We start from the raw sequence: 21485 nt of genomic DNA, 5'->3' as shown, positions 1-21485 counted from the left end.
CGGCACCACAATCACTTGTGGGTGCCGGCCGCCGGTTTTCTATGTCCGGTTCGCTTGCAACTACAACCCCCGTGGGGAAGCAAGGAGCTCAGTGCTGCGCGATAGGTGCCGATGTCCTAGGCATGAGAAGAGTGCCTTCCCCTTTGTTAGTACATGTGTGCCAGGGGTCTTGCGATTATTTGTGTGCCTCAATTGGCAATTTCTCACCACATACGGCGGGGCGTGAAGAGGAAAGAAACGAGCCTTGCAAAAAGTGCAAATCGGCGAGAAGATACCGTTGTCTTGGGAGAAATGTTCGATCGCCCAAGTCAAAAAACGGATGAAGAATCCCGTCCACGGTGTTCCGGAGTGACCTTTGACAGCGGTATGGAGTGTGACCTGGAATCACTTTCTGCGATTGCTTGTCACCCTACTCTGCGGAATTTATGCAAGGTCATAGGTGGTTTTGTGAACTGCTGTGAGGATGAATCTGGTCCATACTTCCGAAACACGCGATGGGGTCGTGCCTGCAGGGTGAAAAACGACGAACGAATGTTAACAGTGTTGTAATTAGGGGGCACCTGCATGGTCATAATCGGCAGCGCAGGCACAAGAGTCTCACGGCGCGCACCCACAATTCTTACAGGCGACGACCAGCACCTATTTATGAACCTTTTATTACTCGCATCTAATACATCATTATTTGCAACCCATTGAAAATGGGCTATGTGGGGTTGGCGCGACATATTGCGCATTCTCGTGCATTCTGGTCGCAGAAGCCGTTCGCTGAGCTTGGCTCTGGCGAGAGGCTTCTGATAGTCAGAAAAGTTGGTTGAAGGGAAACCATGAAGCGAATCGGGGGCCTTGCGTTGGTGGCGGTTTGTATAGGGGTGCTTTCAAACTGCGCAGCTCCGCTGGGCCTTAGTGCTCGCGACAATGGTAATAACTCGGGGGGCTTTAGCAACTTTTCTGGCGACATGTCCGGCGGTGGCTCAGTGGACTCGGGGGTCGCTGAAGCCACCGCCACGAAGGTGCGAGAGTCTCAAGCTTCAAGCAGTGAGTCTCGTGCGGGCGGTGGGGTACTACCGCCACTTGGTGAATTTGATCGTACGGAGCCTGGCTTCCAGGTGTTTGATCCATGTACCGCGGAGGCTCAATCTGCTTTTAGAAATTTGGGACTACTTTTCACGGGTGAAATCAATCGGGAGACTGGTTTTCGATCTTGTCGTTTTGAGGCCCTGGAACGTGATGGAAGCAAAGCCAGTGTGAGCATAGAATCTAGGGATTACTCGGTTACTGAGATTCGATCCGCTTTTCCTAATGGAACCGAGGCTGAGCTAGGAGGCGGAGAAGTAATCTACTTGGTTGAAGAATCGCTTATCGCGAATGCAACGTGTACGGGGTATGTGGAGACAGTCGAAGGTTCAATCTCATTATCTTGGACTAATTTGTCTAGCGCTAATTCGATAAAGGGCAACTGTAAAAACGTTGAAAGGGTAATACGCGCCGTCATCTAATTAGATGGGGGCTCGGGGGTGAATGATGATTATTAATCAAGGAAATTTAAATCAACAAGTTGAAGCAATCCATAACTTTGATCGAAATCTGTCTCTTGCTAAGGAGCGGGCACATAGCCCCCTTGACGGAGGATTCTCTCCAGTTACTGGCTTAAGCGAAGTCGGCGCAATCCACCAACGCGTGCTGGCAACCGACCCGGGGTCGGCGCGTAATTCCTTGGAGGGGTTTAGGGGACAGGTTTCTTGGCTCGGGGAGGCGCTCCAGACCGAGCTTGCCGGCTTCGAATCACAGGATGAGCTCAACAGCAGAGGGCTGGATGTCGCAGACGCCGGTGGCGGGGGCGCGGCGGAGGCGATGCCGATCGTGTCGCAACCAGATCCGGGATACAGCCCATTTGGGTTTACGGTTCCCATCGTTGACACCGGTGCGTCAATCATGGGACTGGCATCCAACTTGTTCAGCACCCGTTTCTGGGATGTCTCGGAAGCGAATGCGCGGTGGAGAGCCTTGAGCGGAGAAGTCGCCGATATCGTTGCGGGGCTGGAAAACTCGGCCGCGTCGTTGGAGGAGGAGAATGATAGCGAAGCCACCACGCGAGCGGCCCAGAAGATTCGTGAAGTTGCGCAGGCAGGAACACACTTCATTGCCAATGCCGAGGTCATGCAACAAAAGCTGTTCGGCTTCCAAGCACAGCTGATGAATGTGCAGCCAGAGGCAATCGCCTTGGCCTTCGAGGTAGCAGCAATTCCAGATCCCGTTGCACGCGAGGCCGCAGAACAGGCAGCGTTGGGATATATGCAGGGCGTGCTTCAACAGCAGGTTATTGCCGCCATGCCCTATCAGCACGCGCTCATGGATGCGGCACCACCCAGCGGTGGTGGGGATGTCAGTACCCAATTCGGCGCGGTCGCAGGTGATGGATCCCGCTACACTACGGAAGGCGTTGCCTGGCCGCAGCAGATAGCTGAGGCGATGGAAAGCGGCGCCGTCGGGCCAGGTTCCTTCGGCGTTGCAGACGGTGAAATCCAGGGGCTTGAAAGCGTTGGGATGGATGCTGGTGACATCGCGAAGTTTCATAGCGCATTGCATGATCGTGGACGCACGATCCTCAGCGAGTTGGGTTTCGGAGATTCGCTGGCACCCGTTAGTGCGGCGGACGTGAACACGTCGGCCGCGAGCGCAGGCGTAGGAACGCTGAACCCGTCTCATGCTGGTATTCCGGGGACGTCGGCAACTCAGATTGGCGCGCCGAACATTGGTGCTGGTCTGAGCGGGCTAGGAGGTCTGGGCAGCGGTGCCGGTGGGCAGGGACTTGGCGTCGTTGGCCTTGCGAATGCGCGCGGCAACGCACTACCTGGGGGTGTTGCCGGACTCGGCGGCCGGGGGCTGGGCCGGTTGCCGGAGATGTCGGCGAATCCGACGACCGCAGCGGCGAGGCTGGGCGGCTTCGGTACTGCGCCCAGCGGACCGCAGACGGGTACGCACCCGGTTATCGGTGGCCTTCCCGGGGCCGTAGCGGGGAGTGGACTGCAGAGGGACGGAAGGGCGTCGCTAAGCGCAGGCAGTATGGCCGGAGGAGGAGTGATCGGTGGCGCTGGTGGAGTTGGCGGCGTCGGCGCCGGCAGCGCCGGTGGTATTGGTAACGCTGGCGGTACAAATAGTGTCGTAGGTGCCGCTGGGGGAGCAGGCGCCGCAAAGGCTGGCGGCGGACAAACCCGCGGCGCGGGTATGCGGATGATGCCCATGATGGGCGGAGCAGCCCGCGGCGGTGAAAGCGAAAAGAGGATCAAATCCGTCACCACGCAGGTTGAACGCGATCCGAACCGCCGAGATCTCCTCGGTGAAGCGCCCGCGGTGCTGCCCGGAGTCATCGGCGAGTGGGCCCGGGAAGAAAACTAGGGGCCGTGGGTGAGGGATATTCTCTCATAACCTCATAACGCGAAAAGCGGCGCCCGAATAACGGGACGCCGCTTTCGCTTTAAGCTGACGGTGAGCCTACTGCTGAACCGGAGCAGTGGTGTACTCGGCCGGAGCAACCTCAGTCTCAGCCGTGGCTTCAGTCTCAGCCGTTGCTGCGGTGGACTCGGATGCACCAGCACCCGGCGCCTCACCGGTGAAGGTGGCACCGGTGTCGACCTTCTCAGTGGAATCCTGCTCGCTCGGCGGGTGGCAAGCAGCCAGGGTGAGTCCAGCGGAGACAACCAGACCAGCGGCAGCGAAACGAGTGAACTTCTTCATGTGATAAAACTCTTTCTCAGAAAAACGATGACCTAAGAGCAGTATAAATTAGGACTTGCGCGGAGTTGCGGCCTTTGCGGAATCATAAGGTGCCGCGGAGACCACGGTCACCGACAAGGTCTTGCCGTTCGGCGCGGTGTACTCGCGGGTTTCGCCCTCAGCAGCACCCAGGAGGGCAGCACCCAGCGGGGACTGCTCGGAGTAGGTCTCCAGATCCTTGTTATCCGATGCCGCAGCGCGGGTACCGATAAGGAAGGTCTCGCGGTCTTCCTTGTCACCGTTGTAGTAGACATGGACGACAGAACCGATGTGGGCAACGCCTTCCTGGACGGCGGTGCGCTCGGTGGTGGAGTTAGCCAGAACCTCGGAGATCTGCTTGATGCGGGCCTCTTCCTGGTCCTGCATTTCGCGGGCGGCGTCGTAACCCGCGTTCTCCTTCAAGTCACCTTCCTCGCGGCGCTCATTAATCTCGGCGGCGACGACCGGGCGGTGGTCGATGAGGGCCTGCAGCTCGGCCTCGAGCTTGGCCTTGGTTTCCGGGGTGATGTACTGCTTCTGCTGCTCAGCCATAGTGCAACCTTCCGTTGACGGTTCCTGATGAACGGTTTTATTTCTTAAAGACTGGGCCTAAAAGCGCAGGTGGCGCGGCCCATTCAGAACGCTCAACATACTAGCATAGCTGGGCTTTTACTCGGCGTTTGCCTCACCCGCAGAATCCATGGTGCTGATATCGAGGTAGGAGGGGATATTTCCGGAGCAGCCGTAGACGCCACCGGCGACGGCAGGGTGATTGGTAGGGATGTCCACGGCGACGCGCTGGGCGGCTTCGCCGCCAGCCGGCACGGCAATTTCGCGGCGGCCCACCTCTGCCTTGGAATAGTCAAAAGCCTGCACGATGCAATAGGCAGGCTCCTCCACGCGGTTGCGGGTGATGTCTACCCACACGCGGGCGGTATCGTCGGAAAGAATCTCGTGGGTGACATAGGAGATGTCCGCGTTAATTTTCTGTTGGCTGCGCACGTACTGCACGCCAAAGACGACGGCCGCCACCAGCATGCCCAGGAAAATCAGGACTAGGGCCCGATTGGTCCAGGATTTCCCCGTGCGAGCAGAGGAGGACGAGGAACCGTAGCGAGACCGTGCGCGTGCGGAGCGAGAAGCAGGATGGGCGTCAGACATGAGTCTGATTCTATCCAACGGTCGCTACGAAGTTACTATCCACTAGACTGGGCCTCTGTTTAAAGAAGCGATGTAGGGAGATGTATCACCCAGTGAGCACAAAGCGCCTTTTGGCTATTCACGCGCACCCTGACGATGAATCCTCGAAGGGTGCTGCGACGACCGCGAAGTATGCCGCGGAGGGAGCGGAAGTCCTCGTCGTGACCTGCACCGGCGGTGAGCGGGGCGACATCATCAACCCAGCCATGGACCGCCCCGGCGTCCTCGAGAACATGGGCAGTATTCGTCGTGAAGAAATGGCGAAGGCCGCCGCCGCCTTGGGGGTACAGCACCGGTGGCTCGGGCACGTGGACTCAGGCCTTCCGGGTAATCCGCTGGCCCCCAATATCAAGGACCTGCTGCCTGAGGGCTGCTTTGCTCTCAAAGAAGATGATGATGTGGCCCAAGAACTCGTGGAGATCATTCGGGAGTTCCGCCCCCAAGTCATCATTACTTATGACGAAAACGGTGGCTACCCGCACCCGGATCACCTCATGGTCTACCGTGCTTCTATGTTGGCGTGGGAGAAGGCGGGCGATGCCGCCTACCACCCAGAATTGGGAGAGCCGTGGGAGCCGCAGAAGCTCTACTACACGCACGGTTTCGTGTACCAGAGAATGAAGATCTTTCACGACCTCCTTGTAGAAGAGGGAAAGATTAGCCCCTATGAGCCGATGCTGGCGCGCTGGGACACCGCTTTTGGTGACATCATGGCGCGCGTGACCACGCAGGTAGAGTGCGCGGATTACTTCCAAAACCGGGAGGACGCCCTGCGCGCGCACGCCACCCAAATCGATCCGGCTGGTGCTTTCCTCGCTACGCCCGTCGCCGTGCAGCAGGAGCATTGGCCAACGGAGGAGTTCGAGTTGGCCAAGACCCGTGTCTCGTCCTCACTACCAGAGGACGACCTATTTGCGGGAATCCCGGAAGTAGGGGAATCTTAAAGTATGAACGCTTTGTACTTCGCGGCGCATGACGTCGCCCTGCTCGCCCAAGGGAGCCAAAGCGGGCCGGTGGGACCGGAGTTCGGTAAGGCCTCGCCCATTGGTTTGCTGATCCTCGTTCTCATGGGAGTGGCCGTGCTTTTTGCAGGCTGGAACTTTCACCGCCGCTATTCGCGCTTCCGCCGCCGCACCATGTTCGCGCAGGATCATGGCATCGATCCTTTTGATGATGAGGCGGTCGATGCGGCAATGAAGGAAGCCGGCATCCTCGATAACAGCAAGAAGTCCATCTTTTAACGCAGAGGACGTTTCTCCACCGTGAAGTTCCTAAGCCAGCTCCTATACCCCCTCTATGAGGCGCGCCTAACGCGTGAGATTAAAAACAAACCGCAACCACGCCACGTGGCAATCATGGCGGATGGCAATCGCCGCTGGGCGCGCGAGGCGGGCTTTACGGATATCAGCCACGGCCACCGGCAAGGCGCGCGGAAGATCAGTGAGATGATTTCGTGGTGCCAGGGCACCGACATTGAAGTCGTCACTATCTACTTGCTGTCGACGGAAAACTTGAAGCGCAGCGAGCAGGAAGTGCAGTTGCTTTTCGACATCATCTCGGATGTCGTCACGCACCTCTCCCAGGGTGACTTGGATTGTCAGATCCGCCTGGTCGGGCACCTAGATCTGCTCCCCGAGCAGGTCACAGCCAAGATGCAGAGTGCGGCTGAGGCTACCGAGGATCACCAAGGTGTCATCGTCAATATTGCGGTGGGCTACGGCGGGCGCCAAGAAATTGTGGATGCCGTGCAGAACCTGATCCGCAGTGAAGCACGCAAGGGGCTGAGCGCTGAAGAAATCGCGGAGAACGTGACTGCGGAGGCCATCACGGGCAACCTGTACACCAAAGGGTTGCCGGACCCCGACCTCGTCATCCGCACTTCCGGTGAGCAGCGGCTGTCCGGGTTCCTTCTGTGGCAGGCAGCCTATTCCGAGATTTGGTTCACGGATACCTACTGGCCAGCATTTCGCCGGGTGGATTTCCTGCGCGCCTTGCGCGACTATTCTCAGCGCTCGCGCCGCTTTGGGCGCTAGCCGGGTGACGCCGCCTAGAGCTTGCGCATCCTGACCTGTTCCACCAAATGGTGTGAACCTTTGCGCAGAACCAGGGAAGCGCGCACCCGGGTGGGCAAAATATTCTCAATGAGGTTGGGCAGGTTGATGGACTGCCAGATCTCACGTGCCTGCGCGTAGGCTTCCTCATCCGTCATGTCCGCGAAGGAAGCGAAGTGCGCGCCCGGCTCGCGGAAGGCAGTGTGCCGGAGTTTGAGGAAGCGGTCGATGTACCACTTCTCAATGTCGTCCACGCGGGCATCGACGTAGACAGAGAAGTCAAAGAGATCCGACACCATGAGGGTTGGCCCGGTCTGCAGGACGTTGAGGCCTTCCAGGATGAGGATGTCCGGTTGCCGGACCTCTTGGAATTCATCGGGGACGATGTCATAGGACACGTGCGAATACAGCGGTGCGGTAACCAGTGGTTTGCCGGATTTAACGTCGGTAACAAATCGCATGAGCGCGCGGCGGTCATAAGACTCCGGATAGCCCTTGCGCTGCATTAGCCCATGCTCTTTGAGGTAGGCGGTGGGGTAGAGGAAACCATCGGTGGTGACGAGGTCGACCTTCGGGTGGGAATCCCAGCGTTCCAAGAGCACTTGGAGCAAGCGCGCCGTCGTCGATTTACCCACGGCGACGGAGCCGGCGACGCCGATGACGAAAGGCACGTGCGTCGGTGGGTTACCCAAAAAGGCCTCGGTGGCGGCGGTGAGTTTCTGGCGGGCCTCCACCTGCATGTGAATGAGACGGGATAGCGGCAGATAGACTTCAGCCACCTCGGTGAGATCGATGCGGTCACCAATACCACGGAGTTTTTCCACCTCGGTGGCCGTCAACACCTGTGGCATGGATTTACGCAGGGCACGCCACGTATCGCGGTCAAAATCGAGGTACGGGCTCGCATCGGTCATTCGCGCCATGCCGACTATTGTCGCACTGCATCCGGCGCCTCGTGCAATTGCCCCGAATGAAAAGATTCTTAGAGGCCCCCGCGCGGGGGATAGGGGCGTTAGGATGTAGAACTAGCTTCGGCGATTTCTAAAGCCGGTGGTGTTGTGCTGCGAGCGGGCGCCGCTGGCTATCTTGACCATCTGTAGGAAGGGACACCACGCTTTCATGACGACTACGAACAATTCAGACGTGCGCTACCAGGAGATGCGCGATCTTGACCCCGAGGTCTTCGATGCTATTTCTGGTGAGATCGCTCGTCAGCGCGATACCCTCGAGATGATTGCTTCGGAGAACTTCGTCCCCCGCGCCGTTCTGCAGGCGCAGGGTTCTGTTCTCACCAACAAGTACGCAGAGGGCTACCCGGGGCGCCGCTACTACGGCGGCTGCGAGCACGTTGATGTCGTGGAGGACCTGGCTCGCGATCGTGCCAAGGCGCTTTTCGACGCCGAATTTGCCAACGTCCAGCCGCACTCCGGTGCCCAGGCCAACGCTGCGGTGCTGGCGTCGTTGATCCAGCCGGGTGACAAGATCATGGGCCTGTCCTTGGCTCATGGTGGTCACCTGACCCACGGTATGAAGCTGAACTTCTCCGGCAAGCTTTACGACGTTGCCGCGTATGAGGTCGACCCGGAGACCATGCGCCTCGACATGGACAAGGTCCGCGAGCAGGCTCTGGCTGAGAAGCCGCAGGTGATCATTGCTGGTTGGTCCGCCTACCCGCGGACCATCGACTTTGAGGCCTTCCGCTCCATCGCCGATGAGGTCGGCGCCTACCTGTGGACGGATATGGCGCACTTCGCGGGCCTCGTGGCCGCCGGTCTGCACCCCTCCCCGGTGCCGCACTCCGATGTTGTGTCCTCCACCGTGCACAAGACGCTTGGTGGCCCGCGCTCCGGAATTATCTTGGCCAAGCAGGACTTTGCCAAGAAGATCAACTCCAACGTCTTCCCGGGCCAGCAGGGTGGTCCGCTCATGCACGTCATCGCGGCAAAGGCTATTGCTCTCAAGATTGCGGCCACCGAGGAGTTCAAGGAGCGCCAGGAGCGCACCCTGGAGGGCGCTCGCATTCTGGCTGAGCGCCTGACCGCTGAGGATTGCACCAAGGCGGGCGTCGACGTTCTCACCGGCGGCACCGACGTGCACCTCGTCCTGGCGGATCTGCGCAACTCTGAGCTCGATGGCCAGCAGGCAGAGGACCTCCTCCACGAGGTCGGCATCACCGTGAACCGCAACGCGGTTCCGAACGATCCGCGCCCGCCGATGGTCACCTCCGGCCTGCGCATTGGTACCCCGGCCTTGGCCACCCGCGGCCTCGACACGGCGGCCTTCACCGAGGTGGCCGATGTCATCGGTACCGCGCTGGCAAATGGTAAGAACGCGGACGTCGCCAAGCTGCGTGCCCGCGTGGAGAAGGTCGCCGCGGACTTCCCGCTCTACGACGGCCTTGAGGACTGGAAGCTGGTCTAAGCTTCCTTGCGCTCCTCAGCGTGAGCTTTCCGGGCGGCCTCGAGCCACTCGGGCATTGCGCTGAGGAGCTCTTTGATTTCTGCGGTGGTCAGAGGGCGGTCCATGTCGTTCTTCTTCAGCGCGGTCACGGAAATGCCCAGCTTCTGTGCCACCACCGGGCGCGGGTGCGGGCCCTCGCGGCGCAGGGTGGCCAGCCATTCCGGCGGGTTCTCCTGCAAGTCGCGCAATTGCGCGTGCGTTACTGCATTGGCTTGAAACTCCTCCGGGGCGGCCGGCAGGTAGATGCCCAGCTTTTTAGCTGCGGTTTGCGCGCGCATGGCGGTACCGGAAGGCTGCTGGGTTTCGTTGGCTGGGGTTTCATTATTCGGGGTATCAGTCACGCTCACCACGCTAGCAGCACCGTAGTATGAGGTGCATGCTCCGCCTTGTCTTTTGCACTGGTACAGAACCCGGTAAATGGTTTCGCCGCTACCGTGACTCGCATTCTCTCGAGTCCCTGGTGACCGCCGACGCCGATGATGCGATGGCGGCTCTTCTTGCCCAGGAAGCTGACCTTGCTCTGACCCGCCTGCCAGATCTACGGGTCGATGACAGCTTCCATGTGGTTCGGCTGTACGAGGAAGCGCCTGGGATCGCAGTTCCGAAGGATTCCGTGTACGCCGAGGTAGGGGAGGACATTACACCGGAGGATGTCGCCGAAGAGATCGTGAATTACCGGATTGCGCAGGATGGCAGCGTCGACGTCCCTGCCCTGCGTACCGCTCTCCAAGTTGTGGCAGCCAACGTGGGCGTGGCCATCGCACCTCGACCGCTGCTGAAGGTGCTCAGCAAGAAGCAAGTCGTGGCACTGGGCTTGGAGGATCCCACTGTTGCGCGCACGGAGATCGCTTTGGTGTGGCGCCGAGCAGACGATGGTGACGAGATTCAGGATTTCGTCGGCGTGGCGAAGGGAAGGACGCGGAATTCTTCCCGCAATGTTGCTGAGAAGCGCAGTGCCCGTGACAAAGCAAAGGCTAAACAAGCACGCAGAAAGTCGCAAGGAAAGTCTCACAAGGGCTCGATTTCCAAACCGTTATCGAAAAGATATAGGGGGTCTCAGCAGCGGAAACGTAGATAAGGAAGGCTCTTTGTTGTCAAATCATAGGTGCATCGGTGGCGGGGCGGCCGCGGCCGAGCCTACGGTGGACTTCGTTCCCAACAAAAGTACTTAGAACAGTGCTCAACAAAAGAGAAAGGTTTAGATAATGAAGAAGATGACTCGTCGTTTCGCTGCTGGTATCGCCGCTGCCACCCTGTCCCTGGGTGTCGTTGCCTGCTCCGATGCCGAGGACGCCGCTAAGGACGCTGGCGACGCTGCACAGTCCGCCGCGTCCGACGCTACCGATGCTGCCGGTTCCGCTGCTAATGAGGCTAAGGACTCCATCAACGGTTCCGAGTCCGCTGAGGCTTCTGATTCTGAGGCTTCCGATTCCGAGGGTGCTGATTCCTCTGAGGCGGAGTCCTCCGACGCGGATTCCGCTGATTCTGAGGGTGCCAAGGGCGATAAGGAGAGCGTCTCCACCGCTAACGGTGATGTAGAGGTCCCTGCCGACTTTGCGCAGGCCATCAAGGACAAGGCCGCCGAGTGGGGCGATCCGGAGTCCATCGAGTCCACCGATGCCGGTAGCGTTGCTACCTTCGCCAAGGACAAGCTGCTGGCATTCAGCGAGGACGATGGCTCCCAGCCGATCATCGGCAAGATCGCTGAGACCTGGACCGAGGAAGGCGGCTTGGACAGCAAGGTTGGTCTGCCGACCGCCCCGGAGAAGGCCGAGGGCAACGGCTGGGTACAGGAATTCGCCAACGGCACCATTTCCTGGATGCAGGGTGAGTCCGGCGAGTACGAGGCCACCATTAACTAAGAGGGCTCACAATAGAGCCAGCTTTCTAAGAAATGCTCCGCACTGTAAAACCAGTGCGGAGCATTTCTTTGTGGTTTGTGAGGGAGCGAGCCGACTGGTGGGGATGGTGTGGCTCTGGGGATTGTCGTTTTAATACTGTTCATCTTGCACCCATGTAATTTCAACCTTTGCTCTCTAGCGTGGACGGTGTCCGGAGGTTCACAGGGACGTCCGGACAGTTCGAAAAACCACCAGCTTCACCATGCCCACCCAGGTCGTTGAGTTGGGGCGGGCATAACAAGGGAGAACCCTGCCGCTATGACCAATCCTTCCGTCCTGACCGAGCAGCCGCACGAGGCCGCTGTGGTTACCAAGACCTATGTCATCGATACCTCCGTCCTTCTCTCCGACCCTTGGGCGTTGCGTAAATTCGCAGAGCACGATGTGGTGCTGCCCATCGTCGTTATCTCTGAGTTGGAAGGAAAACGTCATCACCCGGAGCTTGGCTGGTTCGCCCGCCAAGCTCTTCGCTTTTTGGAGGACCTCCGCGCTACCTATGAGGCGCTGGATCAGCCTCTTCCCGTCAACGCCGCGGGCGGAACGCTGCGCGTGGAGCTGAATCACCAGGATCAGTCCTTGCTGCCAGCGGCCTTCCGTGGGCCGGAGGGAGACCACCGAATCCTGGCCTGCGCGCTCAACCTGCAGCACGAGGGCAAGGACACCGTCCTGGTGACCAAGGATGTTCCGCTGCGCGTTAAGGCGGGCGCCGTGGGCCTGCAGGCAGATGAGTACCACGCGCAGGACGTTGTGCTCACGGGATACACCGGTATGGCTACGGTGCAGACCACCGCGGAGGTCATCGATGAGCTCTATGGGGAAGGCGAGGTGCTTATCGACGGATCAGTGACCACCGCCGGCACCCGCGTCGAGGACCTTCCGGTGCACTGTGGCGTGACGCTGCAGGCAGGCGGGCAATCAGCGCTGGGCCGCATGACAGCCGAGGGCGCAGTGCGCTTGGTACGCGGTGATGCGAATGTCTTTGGTCTCCAGGGGCGCTCGGCTGAGCAGCGGGTAGCTTTGGATCTGCTGCTGGATCCTTCCGTGGGCATCATGTCCATTGGAGGCCGTGCAGGTACCGGTAAGTCTGCGTTGGCCTTGTGCGCCGGTCTAGAAGCTGTGCTGGAGCGTGGGGAACACCGCCGCATCGTGGTTTTCCGCCCGATGTATGCGGTGGGTGGGCAGTCCCTGGGATACCTGCCTGGCTCCGAGAGTGAGAAGATGAACCCGTGGGCGCAGGCGGTCTACGACACGTTGGAGGGTCTCGTATCGGAAAACGTCATGGATGAAGTCCAAGACCGAGGCCTCTTGGAAGTTCTCCCACTGACCCATATCCGCGGCCGCAGCCTGCACGATTCCTTCGTCATCGTCGATGAGGCCCAGTCGTTGGAGCGCAACGTGTTGCTGACTGTCTTGTCCCGTTTGGGCCGCGGATCGCGCGTGGTACTGACCCATGACGTGGCGCAGCGAGATAACCTGCGCGTGGGCCGGCACGACGGTGTGCAGGCAGTCATTGAAAAGCTCAAAGGGCATGAGCTCTTCGCTCACATCACGTTGCAGCGCTCTGAGCGCTCTGCCATTGCGGAACTTGTCACCGATTTGCTGGAAGGTGAGAACTAACTCGTTCGCGAATGGCGATCTTGTAGGGGTCTGCTTGGCATTGGTCGTGCGTGCTCAGTAATAATTGTCCTATGAGCGACAACGCGAAAGACAAGAAGAAGGATTTCCGCATCCGTCCATTCACTGCGGCGGACTACCCGCAAATGCGCGAAATCTACGAGCAGGGCCTCAACACCGGCCACGCTACCTACGAGACCCGGTCGCTGACCTTCGAGGAGTTTAAGAACGTCAAGATCATGTCGTCAGTCTTCGTTGCGGTGGAGGCGGACGATGACTCGAAGGTTCTCGGCTGGGTCTGCGCTGCGCAAGCGTCTACCCGCACCGTGTTCCACGGCGTGGTGGAGGATTCCATTTACCTGAGCAAAGAGGCCCAGGGCCGCGGTATTGGCGGCGCCTTGTTGGATCAGCTCATCGAGGTATGCCGTGACCTGCACAAGTGGGCCATCCACTCATGGATCTTCCCGGAGAACGAAGGTTCTGCCGGGCTGCACAAGTCCCGCGGCTTCGTCAAGGTGGGCACCTACTCCCACATGGCAAAGATGACCTACGGCGAGCTCGCCGGCCAGTGGCGCGATACCGATGTATACGAGTTGCTTCTGCCTAAGCCGGAGGAAAAGAAGGCAGCAGCCAACGAGAAGAGGAAGTAATTATCTCACTTTTCTAATATCAGGGCAGGAGTGGGGATAGAATAGAACCTGTTCTCATCCACTCTCTATCGAAGGCGAATCATGTCTTTCCGCACCTCTGTGCTTGCCCTTTCTACCGCCGTAGTCGTGTCGACCGGTGCTTTTGTAGCGCCCGTTGCCACGGCTGCTGAGTTTCCACCTGCTGGCTCCGTTCCTGTAGCAGAGCTCAACGTTAACTATCCCGATGGCGCTCTGGCATATGTCTTTGCCGAGCCGGTCATGCAATCCGACATTGACTTGGTTACCCGCCAAGTTCGTCAGCTGCGCGGCAAGGCTTGGGATGCGAATCTTCCCTTCGACGGTGCAACGCTGCAGCAGGCAGCTGCCGCTGCGGGCTATCACACCCGTGAAGAGTATATGAATGCGATTTCTTGGGATCGTGGCCTTGAGCACGCGGTTTTGCAGCGCGCTGCGGAGGAGAATTTGGATTTCAACCACGAGCGGCTCCCTGGGGTAGGGGCCTTTGGGGTCATCGATAATCTGTTGGCCGGAGAAAATCTCACCACGGCAGACATGCCGGGCGCTATTGCATCGTGGTCGACGGATAGCAACCAAGGCTCCAGTGAGTGGGAACAGCTTGTTCGTGCAAACGGACAAAGGAATCCACAGAATGGCCACTTCTACTCGATCATTGATCCCGTTCACGTAACTTTTGCTCAGGCACAGGTAGGAAAGGTCACCGCAGGCTTCTTCTCCAATCGCGATATGCCGGGTGAACCCGCTCGCATCACCGGCCGCCACGCATTCCCCATCGCTGTGCCGGAAAGTGCAGTCAATGATGCCGAACTGATGACGACTGGAGGCACCTCGGTGGGAAGCCAAGGCAGCCTGGGCTTGAGCATCGATGGATTCTGGGGAGCGAAGCTAGGGGTGCCGGTGGCGTCGCCAAGCTCAAGCGATCCTGAGGTTCTTAAAGTCAACGAGGACGGTACCTACGAGGCTAAGTCGGAGGGAACCGTGACCGTCACCTTTAACACCTATGTGGTGCGCAATGGTCAGCCCCAGTTGTCGGACAACCAAGTCACCAAGATCGTGCAGGTGACCAAGAAGTCTCTTGCTGGAAACCTAAGCTCCGGTGGTGCGGATGCTGGAACCATCGTGGGCATCATTGCAGGCGTGCTTGCGCTCATTGGCGTAGCTGCCCAGGTGGCTCGCCAGTTGGGAATTCTGCGTTAAATACTCTGGTATGAAAAATCCTCGCTACGTCATTGTTCGTAGCGAGGATTTCTTGTTGTTGAGCGGGGACCGACGTCCTAGTCGATGGTCTCCTTGAGGTGCTCCTCCCGCACCGGCAGGATGAGCAGGAGAGCGATGATAGCCATCGGGACCATGAGCAGGATGACCGGGGTGAGGCCGTCGTTGTAGGCGTTGAGGATGACGTCGCGGATGGGGTCCGGAAGCTGTGCCACCATCGACGGGGTCAGGCTAGAGGAACCGCCGCCCTCAGCGCTGAACTTTTCTGCAAAGGGCGCGCCAGCCTTGCCCATGGAAGCAATGGCGGCAGGCATGTTGGCTGCCAACTCATCCTTCATGTTGTGGATGAACAGCGAACCCACCAAGGAGGCACCCATGGCGGAACCGATCTGGCGGAAGAAGTTGTTGGCCGCCGTTGCGGTGCCCACCAGTGCCACGGGGAAGGAGTTCTGAACGATGAGAACGAGCACCTGCATGACGAAGCCGAGGCCGATGCCGAAGACGAGGAACTCAGCGCCAAGTTGAGTCAGGGAGGTATCCACAGTCAGCTTCGACATCCAGAACAGCGCGCCTGCCGTAATGGCGAGACCGATGATGGGGTAGCGCTTGTAGTGGCCAGTTCGGGCGATGATGAATCCCACTGTGGTAGATGTGCCGATCATGCCGAGCATCATCGGGATCATCATGAGGCCCGCCTTGGTCGGCGTCAGTGTATGCACCATCTGCAGGTAGGTCGGCATGTAGCCCAGCACGCCGAACATAGCCAGCCCCAGCACCATGCCGGCGGCCGTCGTGAGCACCATGTTGCGGTTCTTAAACAGCAGAACTGGGATCAGAGGCTCCTTGGCCCGCTTCTCGACGAAGACCGTGATGACAGCACCGATCACAACGATGACGGCCAAGGTGAGAATGACGGGATCCGACCACTCATACTGGGTGCCGCCCCAGGTGGTCATGAGGATGAGCGAGGCGGTCGTGATGGCAATGAACGTGGCGCCCAAGGCATCAAACTTGCGCAAGTCAGTATCACCAACGCGCAGGTGCAGAACGAGCACACAAACGGTCATGGCGAGAAGACCGAGGGGGATATTCATCCACAGGCCCCAGCGCCAGCCGGGACCATCAGTGAACCAGCCACCGAGGACTGGGCCGAGGACGGAGGACAAGCCGAAAACGCCGCCCATGATGCCCATGAACTTGCCGCGCTCACGAGCTGTGGTGACCTCAGCAATGATGGACTGGGAGGAAATCATCATGAATCCAGCGCCGAAGCCCTGAATCGCGCGGCCGATGATGAGCAGGTTCATAGAGTTGGCGAAGCCGCCCACGGCGGAACCGATGACGAAGGTGGCAATGCCGCCGATGTAGAGCCACTTGCGGCCCATCATGTCACCGAGCTTGCCGGAGATGGGCATAGCGATGGTCATGGTGACCAGGAAGGCGGAGATAACCCAGCTCATGTGGTCGACGCCGCCGAGCTCGCCGACGATGGTGGGCAGGGCGGAAGCGAAGATCATCTGCCCCAGGGAGCTCATCAACATGGTGAGCACGAGGGCAGAGAAGACGAGGGCAAGGTTGTTTTCCGGCTTGCCGTTGTCAGCGTGGGACGCCGACGGTTTCGCGGTAGCTACCATGAAAGTCCTTTCGAATAGTTGTTGATGAGCATGAGTGCGGAATCAAAGCGCTGCTCAAAGGGGATGTCGCAGCTGAAGTCTGGGGAGGTGGTGGCCAACCAGAAAGCCTCACGGATGGTGACAGCAATGAGGAGTGCCTCCGTGTGCGGGGAGACATCCGGCATGGTCTTTAACGCTGGCTCCTTCTCCAGCCGCTGGGTGAGTAGCTCAAGGACTTCGTTGGACTTGGCACGCTTTCTACTTAAGGACGCCGCCGCTGCGTCCGCATCGCGGGAGATACGGCGGCGTCGCTCAGCAATCTCCCTGTTGGCGTGCTGTCCAATGAGGTGTTCCTTGATGAGGTCTACGGCCAGCTTGAAGAGGTTCTCCGTGGGGGTTTCGAGCAAATAGCTCTTCTGCTCCTGGGAAAATTCTTGGCTGGGGTTGCCCAGAACAGCTGAGTCCTTGGAATCGAAATAATTAAAGAAAGTACGCCGGGAAATACCGGCCTTCTCACAAATCTCCTCCACCGTGACTGCAGCAAAGCCGTGCTCGTCTACCAAGAGGGTGGCAGCATCCTCTATACGTAGGCGAGTTTTTAGGCGTTTTTGCTCGCGTAATGACAATTCTTCTTGCACAGAGTGCAATCCTACACTCGGTGCAAGTTTGCACCAAGTGCAATGCTGGTGATTCTCATGATGACGGGACGATCTTTATGGCGCAGCGCACAGGAAAGGAGATAAGAACAGCAACCCCATCCTTCGCGTCCACCGGCAGCGTGGGCTGTGGCTGGTTAAGGCTCGCCGTGAGCGCGAAGGGCGCGAAGTGATGGCTAGGAAAGAAACTCTCAAGCCTAAAACTGCCCTAGTTGACGAAGTTATTGCCAGATCTTGAATCAGAGGCTATAACTTTGGCAGATCGGGCAGTTTGGCTACCCCGACCCTGTTGTTGGCCCAGCGGGGTGGATGGGAAAACGGCGAAGCCGCCCTCCCGAAGGAGAGCGGCGGCGTGGGCGAAAGCGAGCTTAGAAGTTGTCGCGGTCGCGGTTGGTCATGGTGAGAACGTTGAGGCGCTCATCGAGCTCTTCCTCGGTGAGGTTCTCGCCGTCGACGAAGCCGAGGTCGATGACTGCCTCGCGGACGGTGATCTTCTCGTTCAGCGCGTGCTTAGCTGCCTTGGCGGCGTTCTCGTAGCCGATCTTGGAGTTCAGCGGGGTGACGATGGAGGTGGAGGACTCCGCAAACTTCTTCATGCGCTCCTCGTTGGCCTCGATGCCGTCGATGCACTTCTCGGCGAAGACGCGGGAGACATTTGCCAGCAGGCGGGAGGACTCGAGGACGTTGCGGGCCATCATCGGGATGTAGACGTTGAGCTCGAAGTGGCCGTTGGAGCCGCCGAAAGCAACAGCGGCGTCGTTACCGATGACCTGGCTGACCACCATGGTGGCGGCCTCGCTCAGGACCGGGTTGACCTTGCCCGGCATGATGGAGGAACCCGGCTGCAGGTCCGGGAGGTGGATTTCTGCCAGACCGGTCAGCGGGCCGGAGCCCATCATACGAATGTCGTTGGCAATCTTGTTGAGGGAGATAGCCACGGTGCGCATGGCGCCGGAGAACTCGACGAGGGCATCGCGGGCAGCCTGGGCCTCGAAGTGGTTCTTGGCCTCGGAGAGCTGGTCAATGCCGGTGAGCTTCTTGAGCTCCTCGGTGACCTTGCCGCCAAACTCAGCGTCGGTGTTCAGGCCGGTACCGGTAGCGGTGCCGCCGATAGCCAGTTCACCCAAGCGTGGCAGGGTGGCCTCAACGCGCTCGATGCCGAGCTCGATCTGGCGAGCGTAGCCGCCGAACTCCTGGCCCAGGGTGATCGGGGTGGCGTCCATCAGGTGGGTACGGCCGGACTTGACCACGTCAGCGAATTCCTTGGCCTTGGCCAGAAGAGAGTCGTGGAGCACCTTGAGGCCCGGGATGAGGTCATTGACGGCAGCCTCAGTTGCCGCAACGTGGGTTGCGGTGGGGAAGGTGTCGTTGGAGGACTGGCCCATGTTCACGTGGTCATTCGGGTGGATCTCCACGCCATTGTTGTGGGCGATGGAGGCGATGACCTCGTTGGTGTTCATGTTGGAAGAGGTACCAGAGCCGGTCTGGAAGACATCGATCGGGAAGGCATCGTTGTGCTTGCCCTCTGCGATCTCGGTGGCAGCGGCGATGATGGCGTCAGCCTTCTCCGCATCCAGCTTGCCGGAGTCCTTGTTTACCTGGGCGCAGGCAGCCTTGAGGAGGCCGAGTGCGCGGATCTGAGCATCTTCGAGGCCGCGGCCGGAGATCGGGAAGTTCTCCACGGCGCGCTGGGTCTGGGCACGCCACAGGGCGTCGACCGGAACCTTTACCTCGCCCATGGTGTCGTGTTCAATGCGGTATTCAGTCATGAATTCACCTTTTCTGTGAAATAAGTTTTGTTGGGTTCTTTATGTGTGCCGTGGCACGGCATTCATGGCCACCGTAGCACTCTTCCTGGGAAAGTGGACTAGCTTTCCTGATCGTGGGGGTTGGTGTAGTCCACCACGGAGTATTCCTGCAGCTTAGCCAGCTTATGGATGGAGTCGACGTAGCGGATGGTGCCGGACTTGGAGCGCATGACCAGAGAGCGGGTGGTGGCGCCGTTCGGGCGGTAGGAGACACCACGGAGCATATCGCCATTGGTCACGCCGGTAGCGGCGAAGTAGCAGTTTTCGGAGGAAACCAGGTCGTTGGTGGTGAGGACGCGGTCGAGGTCGTGGCCGGCCTTGCGGGCCTTCTCTGCTTCCTCCTCATCCTTGGGCCACAGCTTGCCCTGGATTTCACCGCCCATGCACTTCATGGCGCAGGCGGTAATGATGCCCTCCGGGGTGCCGCCAATGCCCATCATGAGGTCGATGGAGTTGCTGTCCTGGCAGGTGGCGATGGCGCCGGCAACGTCACCGTCCATGATGAGGCGAACCTTGGCGCCGGCTTCACGGATCTCGCGGATGAGGTCATCGTGGCGGGGGCGGTCGAGCACGACGACGGTCAGGTCAGCCGGCTTGATGCCCTTGGCCTTGGCCACGGACTTCACGTTCCATGCCACCGACTCATTGAGGTCGATGGCGCCGACCGCCTCGGGGCCAACAGCAATCTTCTTCATGTAGAAAACAGCGGACGGATCGTACATGGTTCCGCGCTCGGCAGCAGCAATGACGGAAATAGCGTTCGGGCGGCCCTCAGCCATGAGGCGGGTGCCGTCAACCGGGTCGACGGCGATGTCCATCTCGGCGCCCTGGCCGGTGCCGACCTTCTCGCCGTTGAAGAGCATCGGGGCCTCATCCTTCTCGCCCTCGCCGATGACGACGACGCCGTTCATCTCGACGGAGTTGATGAGCTTGCGCATAGCATCCACCGCGGCGCCGTCACCTTCATTCTTCTGCCCACGGCCAACCCAGCGACCCGAGGCGAGCGCTGCTGCCTCGGTGACGCGCACCAGCTCCATGGCTAGGTTGCGGTCGGGGATATAAGACGTGTTATCAGACATGTGTGATTAGTCCCTTTCTTTTCAGGTGGCTCGGCCCGGGGTGGGGGACAACCCGGAATACAAATTCTATTCTTCCACTTTTCCTGCCCACTCAAGCCCGAATGCCTCCCCCAGAAGAGGGGCGGGGGTGCACCACCTACCGAAAAGGCAGGTGAGAGGGCGCTGTCGCGTGTGTCGGAGGCGTCGTGCCATACTGGGCGGGTGGCATCTGAAGATAAACCAAAGATTTTTGAGGACGCGCGTGATATCACCCTGACGGTGGGCATCATCCTCATCATGATGTTCCTGGCCGTCGGGGCAACGGGACTGTGCTCGATAAATCCGGAAAAGTCCGGGCCTGTGCAGAATGTGGATGCCGCTACCTTCCTGGAGATGGAAGCGCGCGGTAGCGGGGCGGTCATTCGCGAACCTGTCATGCCGGAGGGCTGGCAGCCGACGGCCGCGCGGCGCAAGCAAGTGGGCAGCGAGTCCGGTGCCGTTGTGAGCTGGCTGACCGCGAATGAAGGATACGTTGAGTCGGCACAGACCCAGCTAGCGCTTGAGGATGTCCCCACCGCTTACGATTCCAACTATCGAGCCAACTCCGAGCGGCGTGAGGTAGCGGGTCAGGACGTGGAAATCCTGAGCAGCGACGACAAGGACGTTCGCCCCCTGTGGATCACGGACTTGGGCGATGCCCGCCTTATCCTTACCGGCTCTGCCTCCGACGCGGATTATGAGGCGGCTTTGACCGCATTTGTCGAGGCCAAGCCGCTCCAGATCGCTGAGGACGGCAGCGTCATCAGCGAGTAACTAGTCAGCGAAACGTCACGCTCTGCAGCGCGCCGTCCCATTCCACCTCGACCGCGTCGCCAGCAGCGCTGCGCAGGGTCTCGGGGTCCAGGCCGCTCAGGCGGGTCTTGCCAAGGTAGATATCCACCTTTTCGTGCTTGGACTTGCCTGGGAATAAAGAGACCTCGCTGAGTTTCCCTTCGGTGAAGCGCAAGACAATGGAGCCGGAAAAGTAGCTGATTTCTTCGCCGTTGTCGGTGTGCGGGGTGCCGAAGAATTCCTCGGCGAGCTGGCGCGGATCACCAAAGACCATGGCCCCTGCTCCGCCTGACTTGGAGACGAAGTCGACGCGATCTCCCGGGTAGCCGTAAATCTTCATCTAAACCTCTCCTGTTTCCGTTTGTGCTTCTGCGTTGTCCGGGCTGTCCGCATTCTTGCGGAGGGCTTCCTCTACGCGCTTGGAAGCGCCGTCGAGGTGTGCCTCGCAGGCCTTGGCTAATGCCTCGCCGCGCTCCCAATATTTCAGGGACTCGTCCAAGCCCATCTGCCCGAGCTCGAGGATCTTCACGGTTTCGATAAGTTCGTCGCGTGCCTGCTCATAGCTCAGCTCCTCGACGGGCGGGAAAGCGTCTTGGCCGGGCTGGCCGGCGCCAATCGTGTCAGTCATGAGGGATAATGCTTCTTTCTTACTGGTTC

General features: G+C 59.5%; 23 protein-coding genes. 12 read left to right on the top strand and 11 right to left on the bottom strand.

All coding sequences use genetic code 11. From position 1 onward, the window contains the following. Positions 1-824: 824 nt before the first annotated feature. Positions 825-1496: a DUF3558 family protein gene (locus tag HMPREF2565_RS14430; RefSeq protein ID WP_083312704.1), complete on the top strand. Its 672-nt coding sequence runs from the start codon at positions 825-827 to the stop codon at positions 1494-1496. 181 nt (positions 1497-1677) lie between these two features. Continuing rightward, positions 1678-3396, top strand: a complete 1719-nt coding sequence (locus HMPREF2565_RS12970) for a hypothetical protein (protein ID WP_246819169.1) — start codon at positions 1678-1680, stop codon at positions 3394-3396. Between the two features lie 96 nt (positions 3397-3492). Here the strand turns inward: HMPREF2565_RS12970 and HMPREF2565_RS12965 are convergent, their stop codons facing one another. From HMPREF2565_RS12965 to HMPREF2565_RS12955, 3 genes are all read right to left on the bottom strand, one after another. Continuing rightward, positions 3493-3735 (bottom strand): hypothetical protein, encoded by a 243-nt coding sequence (locus tag HMPREF2565_RS12965; RefSeq protein WP_046648328.1) that lies wholly within the window; start codon positions 3733-3735, stop codon positions 3493-3495. A 48-nt stretch (positions 3736-3783) separates the two neighbouring features. Next, complete coding sequence (greA, locus tag HMPREF2565_RS12960) at positions 3784-4305, bottom strand: transcription elongation factor GreA (RefSeq protein WP_046648329.1); 522 nt, start codon at positions 4303-4305, stop codon at positions 3784-3786. A 117-nt stretch (positions 4306-4422) separates the two neighbouring features. Continuing rightward, complete coding sequence (locus HMPREF2565_RS12955; RefSeq protein ID WP_071407534.1) at positions 4423-4914, bottom strand: DUF4307 domain-containing protein; 492 nt, start codon at positions 4912-4914, stop codon at positions 4423-4425. 92 nt (positions 4915-5006) lie between these two features. Here HMPREF2565_RS12955 and mca point away from each other — a divergent pair, with 92 nt between their 5' ends. From mca to HMPREF2565_RS12940, 3 genes are read left to right on the top strand one after another with little or no spacing between them, the layout of a single operon-like run. Beyond that, positions 5007-5897 (top strand): mycothiol conjugate amidase Mca, encoded by an 891-nt coding sequence (gene mca, locus HMPREF2565_RS12950; RefSeq protein WP_046648345.1) that lies wholly within the window; start codon positions 5007-5009, stop codon positions 5895-5897. Between the two features lie 3 nt (positions 5898-5900). Next, positions 5901-6194 (top strand): hypothetical protein, encoded by a 294-nt coding sequence (locus tag HMPREF2565_RS12945; protein WP_046648331.1) that lies wholly within the window; start codon positions 5901-5903, stop codon positions 6192-6194. Between the two features lie 21 nt (positions 6195-6215). Continuing rightward, positions 6216-6986, top strand: a complete 771-nt coding sequence (locus HMPREF2565_RS12940; RefSeq protein WP_046648332.1) for an isoprenyl transferase — start codon at positions 6216-6218, stop codon at positions 6984-6986. A 14-nt stretch (positions 6987-7000) separates the two neighbouring features. On the opposite strand, the gene coaA is transcribed toward HMPREF2565_RS12940, so the two are convergent. After that, complete coding sequence (coaA, locus tag HMPREF2565_RS12935; protein ID WP_046648333.1) at positions 7001-7927, bottom strand: type I pantothenate kinase; 927 nt, start codon at positions 7925-7927, stop codon at positions 7001-7003. A gap of 196 nt (positions 7928-8123) precedes the next feature. Between coaA and glyA the strand changes: the two genes are divergently transcribed. Then, complete coding sequence (gene glyA / locus HMPREF2565_RS12930; protein ID WP_049155515.1) at positions 8124-9425, top strand: serine hydroxymethyltransferase; 1302 nt, start codon at positions 8124-8126, stop codon at positions 9423-9425. Here glyA and HMPREF2565_RS12925 read toward each other — a convergent pair. Then, complete coding sequence (locus tag HMPREF2565_RS12925; RefSeq protein ID WP_141745923.1) at positions 9422-9742, bottom strand: DUF5997 family protein; 321 nt, start codon at positions 9740-9742, stop codon at positions 9422-9424. The two genes, glyA and HMPREF2565_RS12925, sit on opposite strands and share 4 nt — an antisense overlap. A 98-nt stretch (positions 9743-9840) precedes the next feature. Here HMPREF2565_RS12925 and HMPREF2565_RS12920 point away from each other — a divergent pair, with 98 nt between their 5' ends. From HMPREF2565_RS12920 to HMPREF2565_RS12900, 5 genes are all read left to right on the top strand, one after another. Further along, positions 9841-10542: a LysR family transcriptional regulator substrate-binding protein gene (locus tag HMPREF2565_RS12920; RefSeq protein WP_049155514.1), complete on the top strand. Its 702-nt coding sequence runs from the start codon at positions 9841-9843 to the stop codon at positions 10540-10542. Positions 10543-10669: 127 nt separating this feature from the next. After that, the gene (locus HMPREF2565_RS12915; protein ID WP_071407533.1) at positions 10670-11326 is read left to right on the top strand and encodes an LGFP repeat-containing protein; all 657 of its coding nucleotides are present in this window, start codon (positions 10670-10672) and stop codon (positions 11324-11326) included. A gap of 297 nt (positions 11327-11623) precedes the next feature. Then, on the top strand, positions 11624-12982 hold the full coding sequence (locus tag HMPREF2565_RS12910) for a PhoH family protein (protein WP_046648336.1): 1359 nt from the start codon (positions 11624-11626) through the stop codon (positions 12980-12982). A gap of 71 nt (positions 12983-13053) precedes the next feature. Further along, entirely contained in the window at positions 13054-13629 is a 576-nt protein-coding gene (locus HMPREF2565_RS12905; protein ID WP_046648337.1) for a GNAT family N-acetyltransferase, read from the top strand. A gap of 81 nt (positions 13630-13710) precedes the next feature. Further along, the gene (locus HMPREF2565_RS12900) at positions 13711-14844 is read left to right on the top strand and encodes a hypothetical protein (RefSeq protein WP_070754974.1); all 1134 of its coding nucleotides are present in this window, start codon (positions 13711-13713) and stop codon (positions 14842-14844) included. Between the two features lie 77 nt (positions 14845-14921). Here HMPREF2565_RS12900 and HMPREF2565_RS12895 read toward each other — a convergent pair whose 3' ends face one another. The 4 genes from HMPREF2565_RS12895 to glpX form a co-directional block, all read right to left on the bottom strand. Then, a complete protein-coding gene (locus HMPREF2565_RS12895) occupies positions 14922-16496 on the bottom strand; it encodes an MDR family MFS transporter (RefSeq protein ID WP_046648338.1) in 1575 nt (524 codons plus the stop codon). Next, entirely contained in the window at positions 16490-17113 is a 624-nt protein-coding gene (locus tag HMPREF2565_RS12890; protein ID WP_070701636.1) for a TetR/AcrR family transcriptional regulator, read from the bottom strand. Before HMPREF2565_RS12890 ends, HMPREF2565_RS12895 begins: the two co-directional genes overlap by 7 nt. Positions 17114-17499: 386 nt before the next feature. Continuing rightward, complete coding sequence (locus HMPREF2565_RS12885) at positions 17500-18900, bottom strand: class II fumarate hydratase (RefSeq protein WP_046648340.1); 1401 nt, start codon at positions 18898-18900, stop codon at positions 17500-17502. A 98-nt stretch (positions 18901-18998) separates the two neighbouring features. Continuing rightward, complete coding sequence (glpX, locus tag HMPREF2565_RS12880; RefSeq protein WP_046648341.1) at positions 18999-20018, bottom strand: class II fructose-bisphosphatase; 1020 nt, start codon at positions 20016-20018, stop codon at positions 18999-19001. 201 nt (positions 20019-20219) lie between these two features. Between glpX and HMPREF2565_RS12875 the strand changes: the two genes are divergently transcribed. Further along, positions 20220-20810, top strand: a complete 591-nt coding sequence (locus tag HMPREF2565_RS12875; protein ID WP_070510281.1) for a DUF4245 domain-containing protein — start codon at positions 20220-20222, stop codon at positions 20808-20810. A 4-nt stretch (positions 20811-20814) separates the two neighbouring features. Here the strand turns inward: HMPREF2565_RS12875 and HMPREF2565_RS12870 are convergent, their stop codons facing one another. Both HMPREF2565_RS12870 and HMPREF2565_RS12865 read right to left on the bottom strand, forming a co-directional pair. Then, entirely contained in the window at positions 20815-21168 is a 354-nt protein-coding gene (locus HMPREF2565_RS12870; RefSeq protein WP_070510278.1) for a hypothetical protein, read from the bottom strand. Next, positions 21169-21456, bottom strand: a complete 288-nt coding sequence (locus tag HMPREF2565_RS12865; RefSeq protein ID WP_070510275.1) for an exodeoxyribonuclease VII small subunit — start codon at positions 21454-21456, stop codon at positions 21169-21171. Positions 21457-21485: the final 29 nt, after the last annotated feature.

The sequence above is a fragment of the Corynebacterium sp. HMSC072A04 genome (assembly GCF_001809235.1).
GTDB lineage: Bacteria > Actinomycetota > Actinomycetes > Mycobacteriales > Mycobacteriaceae > Corynebacterium > Corynebacterium hiratae.
The sequence above is the reverse complement of the archived record's forward strand: the minus strand, read 5'-3'. Positions and strand labels throughout refer to the sequence as shown.